At 74.4% G+C, this 4,447-nt stretch carries 5 protein-coding genes; 3 read left to right on the top strand and 2 right to left on the bottom strand.

The window, feature by feature from the left end; genetic code table 11:
- Nucleotides 1-461: 461 nt before the first annotated feature.
- Nucleotides 462-1,037: a nucleosidase gene (locus tag J0670_RS31115; protein WP_207815188.1), complete on the top strand. Its 576-nt coding sequence runs from the start codon at nucleotides 462-464 to the stop codon at nucleotides 1,035-1,037.
- A 33-nt stretch (nucleotides 1,038-1,070) separates the two neighbouring features.
- Nucleotides 1,071-1,634 carry a DinB family protein gene (locus J0670_RS31120; RefSeq protein WP_307806778.1) on the top strand — a complete coding sequence of 188 codons (564 nt, stop codon included), beginning with the start codon at nucleotides 1,071-1,073 and terminating at the stop codon, nucleotides 1,632-1,634.
- A gap of 24 nt (nucleotides 1,635-1,658) precedes the next feature.
- Here J0670_RS31120 and J0670_RS31125 read toward each other — a convergent pair whose 3' ends face one another.
- The gene (locus J0670_RS31125; protein WP_207815190.1) at nucleotides 1,659-2,585 is read right to left on the bottom strand and encodes a sigma-70 family RNA polymerase sigma factor; all 927 of its coding nucleotides are present in this window, start codon (nucleotides 2,583-2,585) and stop codon (nucleotides 1,659-1,661) included.
- A gap of 85 nt (nucleotides 2,586-2,670) precedes the next feature.
- A complete protein-coding gene (locus J0670_RS31130; protein ID WP_207815191.1) occupies nucleotides 2,671-3,267 on the bottom strand; it encodes a cysteine hydrolase family protein in 597 nt (198 codons plus the stop codon).
- A 107-nt stretch (nucleotides 3,268-3,374) separates the two neighbouring features.
- On the opposite strand from J0670_RS31130, the gene J0670_RS31135 reads away from it, so the two are divergent.
- Nucleotides 3,375-4,334: a GlxA family transcriptional regulator gene (locus J0670_RS31135; RefSeq protein ID WP_207815195.1), complete on the top strand. Its 960-nt coding sequence runs from the start codon at nucleotides 3,375-3,377 to the stop codon at nucleotides 4,332-4,334.
- Nucleotides 4,335-4,447 lie beyond the last annotated feature (113 nt).

Consider the following 4,447-nt stretch of genomic DNA (forward strand, 5'->3'; position numbering starts at 1 on the left):
GGCGCCGCGCCGGGGGCCGAGCCCGCCACGGCCGGCGGACCGCTCGGCCGCGCCGGGATCGCGGCGCCCGGTGCGCCGTTGCCTACTGGTGTTGCCACCCGCCTCATCCTCCCCTGGGACCGGACCCGCCACCTGGGGTCCGACCGATGGCAGCAGTATGGCCGTGACTCCCGACGACCACACCTGACTTGCGCCGGTCTTGAGCATGTCGTGCACGGATTCCGCACGTCCTCGGACGACTTGGTACGAATCGGTGCGACTCGGTACGGCTTGCCGGGCCCGGCACGGTCCGTACGCCTTGTGCGACGTATGCGACTTGTCCGGTTCGGTGCGGCCCCGACGGAGCGCGTACCGGGCCGGTGCGGAGCAGTGGCGATCGGAGCGACGCGGGCGGCACCCCGTACGGTTCCGCGGCGGAGCCTTCCCGGGTGGGGCGGCGCCGCGCTCCGTACCATGGCCCCATGCGCCTGATTGGAACGATCTCGCCCGACCGCCCGCTGCTCGTCGTCGCCGTCCGCGAGGAGGCCGCCCACCTGGACGACCGGCTGCCGGTGCTGCTCACCGGGATAGGGAAGGTCAACGCCGCCGCGGCCCTGGCCACCGTGCTCGCCCAGGGCGACAGGCCCTCCGAGGTGATCAACCTCGGTACGGCCGGCGCGCTGCGCCCCGGCTGGGAGGGCGTCCACCACGTCGTCCAGGTGATCCAGCACGACCTCGACTCGGCCGTGCTGCACGCCCTCACCGGCCGCGACTACGGCACTCCGCTGGTGGTCGGCAAGGGGGACGGTCCGGTGCTGGCCACCGGCGACCTGTTCGTCTCCGAGCCGGCCGCCCGCGAGCGGCTGGCCGAGCACGCCGACCTGGTCGACATGGAGGGCTACGCCGTCGCCACCGTCGCCCACCGGGCCGGGGTGCCGGTGCGGCTGGTCAAGTACGTCAGCGACGAGGCCGGGGACGGCGCGGAGCACACCTGGCGGGAGTCGGTGGACGACTGCGCCCGGCACCTCGCGAACTGGGTGACCTCGCAGGGCTGGTGACGTCCCGCCGGGCGCGCGCCCTAGGGTGGTGCGGTGACCGATGACACCGCACCTGGCACCGCGTCTGACACCCGGTCTGACGCCGCACCTGACACCGCGCCGCAGCCGACCGACGTCCGTCCGCCGTCCCTGAACGCCGACGAGCGGACCACCCTGCTGACCTTCCTCGACTACCTGCGCCAGGCCGTGATCGGCAAGGTGGCGGGAGTCTCCGACGAGGACGCCCGCCGCCCCGGCGTCGCCTCCGGCACCAGCCTGCTGTGGCTGGTGCGGCACCTGACCGTGGTCGAGCTCAACTGGTTCGAGTGGGCCTACGCCGGGCTCGGCTCGGAGCCGCTGGTCACCGACGAAGTCCCGCTGGACGGCGCCACCCTGGCCGAGGAGCTCGCCGCGTACCGGGCGGCGATCGCCCGGTCCGGCGCGGTGGCCGCGGGCGCCCCGGACCTCGACCGGCCGGGCGTGCGCTCGCTGCGGCCGGACGACGCCGAGGGGCCCTCGCTGCGCTGGGTGCTGGTGCACATGATCGAGGAGACCGGGCGGCACGCCGGGCACGCGGACATCCTGCGGGAGCAACTGGACGGCGCCGTCGGGCGTTGAGCCCGCCGGCGCCGCCGGGTGTGGTCAGTCCCGGAACGCCGAGAGGTCCAGCGCCGCCAGTCGCTCCGGGTCGGCGAGCACGTCGATCGCGACGATCGCGCCGGCCACGACGGTGAACGCCATGATCGACAGCGCCCGGCCGTGGCCGCCGATGACCACCGCGCCCGCGGCGCCGTTGACCAGCGCCGGGCGGGCGAACGGCGACAGCGCGCCCCACAGCACGGCCTGCCCGGCCACCGTCGCGGCGCCGGTGAACACCACGGTCTGCCGGGGCAGCGCCGTCCCGCCGTCCGAGCGCAGCACGACGTCCGGGGCGAGCACGGCGACCAGCGCGTCCAGGTCGCCGTTGCGGGCGGCGGCGAAGAAGGCGTCCACGGCCAGCCGCTGGCGGCTCAGGTCGGGGTCGGGCGCGGGCGCCTGGACCCGCACCTTGCGGCGGGCCCGGCTGGCGAGTTGGCGGGTGGCGGCGGAGGTCTTCTCGATCAGCGGGGCGATCTCCTCGAACGGCACCGCGAACAGGTCGTGCAGCACGAAGGCGACCCGCTCGGCGGGCGAGAGCGACTCCATCACCACCATCAGCGCCAGGCCGACCGAGTCCGCGAGCATCACCTCCTGCTCCGGATCCGCCGCGCCCTCGCGCCGCAGCAGCGGGTCCGGTACGCGCTCCGGCCCGGCCGGCTCCAGCGGTTCCAGCGGTTCCTCACGGCGCTGGGCGCGGTCCCGCAGCAGGTTCAGGCAGACCCGCGACACCACGGTGGTCAGCCAGCCGCCGAGGTTCGCCACCCCGGCGGTGTCGGCGCGGTCGTACCGCAGCCAGGCCTCCTGGAGCGCGTCCTCGGCCTCGCTGACCGAGCCGAGCATCCGGTACGCGACCGCACGCAGGTGCGGCCGGTGCTCCTCGAACAGCGTGCTCCGGGAGGGGGTTCCGTCCACCGTGTCACATTCCTTCATCACCTAGAACCGGGTCGGCAGCAGCCACCCAACAACGGCCCGGCCACCCGGATCAACCCCCGCCCGGATGGCCGGCCGCGGTTCCTCAGCGCTTGGCGGCTTCGAGCACCGTCTCCGTCGTGACCACCTTGGCGAAGCGCATCGCGTGCAGGGTCGTCGCCGTGGCGCGGGCGAGTTCGGCGGCGGGGACGGTCGTGCCGTCGGGGCCGGTCATGTCGAAGGAGTGCATGGCGTCGACGGGGAAGATCGCGTCGTAGCCGAGGTTGCCGGCCATGCGGGCCGTGGTCTCGCAGCACACGTTGGTGATGATCCCGGTGATCACCACCTGCCGGGCGCCGCGCTCCTGGAGCCAGGCGTGCAGGTCGGGGGTGCCGTAGAAGGCGCTGTTGACGGTCTTGGTGATGTGCAGGTCGGGCGTGATCCCGGCCACGAACTCCTTGAGCTCGTGGCCGGGCGTGCCCTCGGTGAGCGGCCCGACCGGGGAGGCGTGCTGCACGGTGACGACCGGGCGGCCGGTGGACTGCCAGGCGGCGATCAGGTCGGCCATCCGCCGTTCGGCCTGGGGGTTGTCGCGGGGACCGAAGAAGTCCGGGTCGTCGAAGCCCTTCTGGACGTCGATGAGGAGCAGAACGGCGTCGAGGTCGAGGGTGAGCGGGGCGTCGAAGGCGTCGGTGTTCGTCATGCCGTTCATCCTGCTGGCCGCCGTCGGTCCGGCGTGATGGGCGGGAATGCCGACCATCGATAGATTCCTGCCACGCCTCCCGCCCCGCTTCCTGCGATGCTTCCCGCATGCGATCGGTGGGTTGTCTGATCTTCGACGGTGTCCGGGCCTTCGACTACGCGGTGATCGGCGAGGTGTGGGCCGACCGGTCCACCCGGCCCGACCTGCCCGTCTTCGACCTGCGGATCTGCGGGCCGGCCGAGGCCCGGGTACGGCTGGGCGGTGGACTGGAACGCGTCCCCGACCACGGGCTCGACGCCCTCGCCGAGTGCGACCTGGTCGTGGTCCCCGGCGTCGAGGAGCCGGACGCGGTGCGCGATCCCGCCGTCCTCGCCGCGCTGCGGGCCGCCGCCGAGCGCGGCACCCCCGTCGCCTCCCTCTGCGCGGGCGCCTTCGTCCTCGCCGAGGCCGGCCTGCTCGACGGCCGCGAGGCCACCACTCACTGGGCGCTCGCCCCCGAACTCGCCCGCCGCTTCCCGGCGGTGACCGTCCGCCCCGAGGTGCTCTTCACCGGCGGGGACGGCCTGTGGACCTCGGCGGGCGTCGCGGCGGGCATCGACCTCTGCCTGCACCTCGTCCGCATCGCCCACGGTCAGCGGGCCGCCGCCGCCATCGCCCGCGCCATGGTCACCGCCCCCTTCCGGGCCGGCGGTCAGGCCCAGTTCATCCCCACGCCGGTCCCTCCGCCGTCCGGGGGCGACCCCCTCGCCCGCGTCCGCGCCGAGGTACTCGCCTCCCTCGACACCCCCTGGACCGTCCGCGGCATGGCCACCGCGGCCCACATGTCCGAACGCAGCTTCGCCCGCCACTTCACCGCCACCACCGGCACCACCCCGCTCCGCTGGCTCCTCGACCAGCGCGTCCTCACCGCCCAGCGCCTCCTGGAGGAGACCGACCTGCCCGTCGACGCCGTCGCCACCCACTGCGGCTTCACCTCGGCGGTCTCCCTCCGCCCCGTCTTCACCGCCAGGGTCGGCGTCGCGCCCCGGGAGTACCGCCGCACCTTCCGGGGCCGGGACGAGGGGTAGCGGCTGCCCGGCGGTCCTTCGCCGGGCCCACGAGGCCAAGCGCCGGACAGGCCCTGGCCGCTACGGCCGGGTGTGCTCGGTGGTCTTGCCGACGGCGGGGTCGTTCGATCGAT

Source organism: Streptomyces sp. FH025 (assembly GCF_017427025.1).
Taxonomy (GTDB): domain Bacteria; phylum Actinomycetota; class Actinomycetes; order Streptomycetales; family Streptomycetaceae; genus Kitasatospora.

Bases quoted from the DNA above. Each gene is read 5' to 3' on its own strand.
- J0670_RS31115 (WP_207815188.1), top strand. From the start codon at position 462: ATGCGCCTGATTGGAACGATCTCGCCCGACCGCCCGCTGCTCGTCGTC.
- J0670_RS31125 (WP_207815190.1), bottom strand. From the start codon at position 2,585: ATGAAGGAATGTGACACGGTGGACGGAACCCCCTCCCGGAGCACGCTG.
- J0670_RS31130 (WP_207815191.1), bottom strand. From the start codon at position 3,267: ATGACGAACACCGACGCCTTCGACGCCCCGCTCACCCTCGACCTCGAC.
- J0670_RS31135 (WP_207815195.1), top strand. From the start codon at position 3,375: ATGCGATCGGTGGGTTGTCTGATCTTCGACGGTGTCCGGGCCTTCGAC.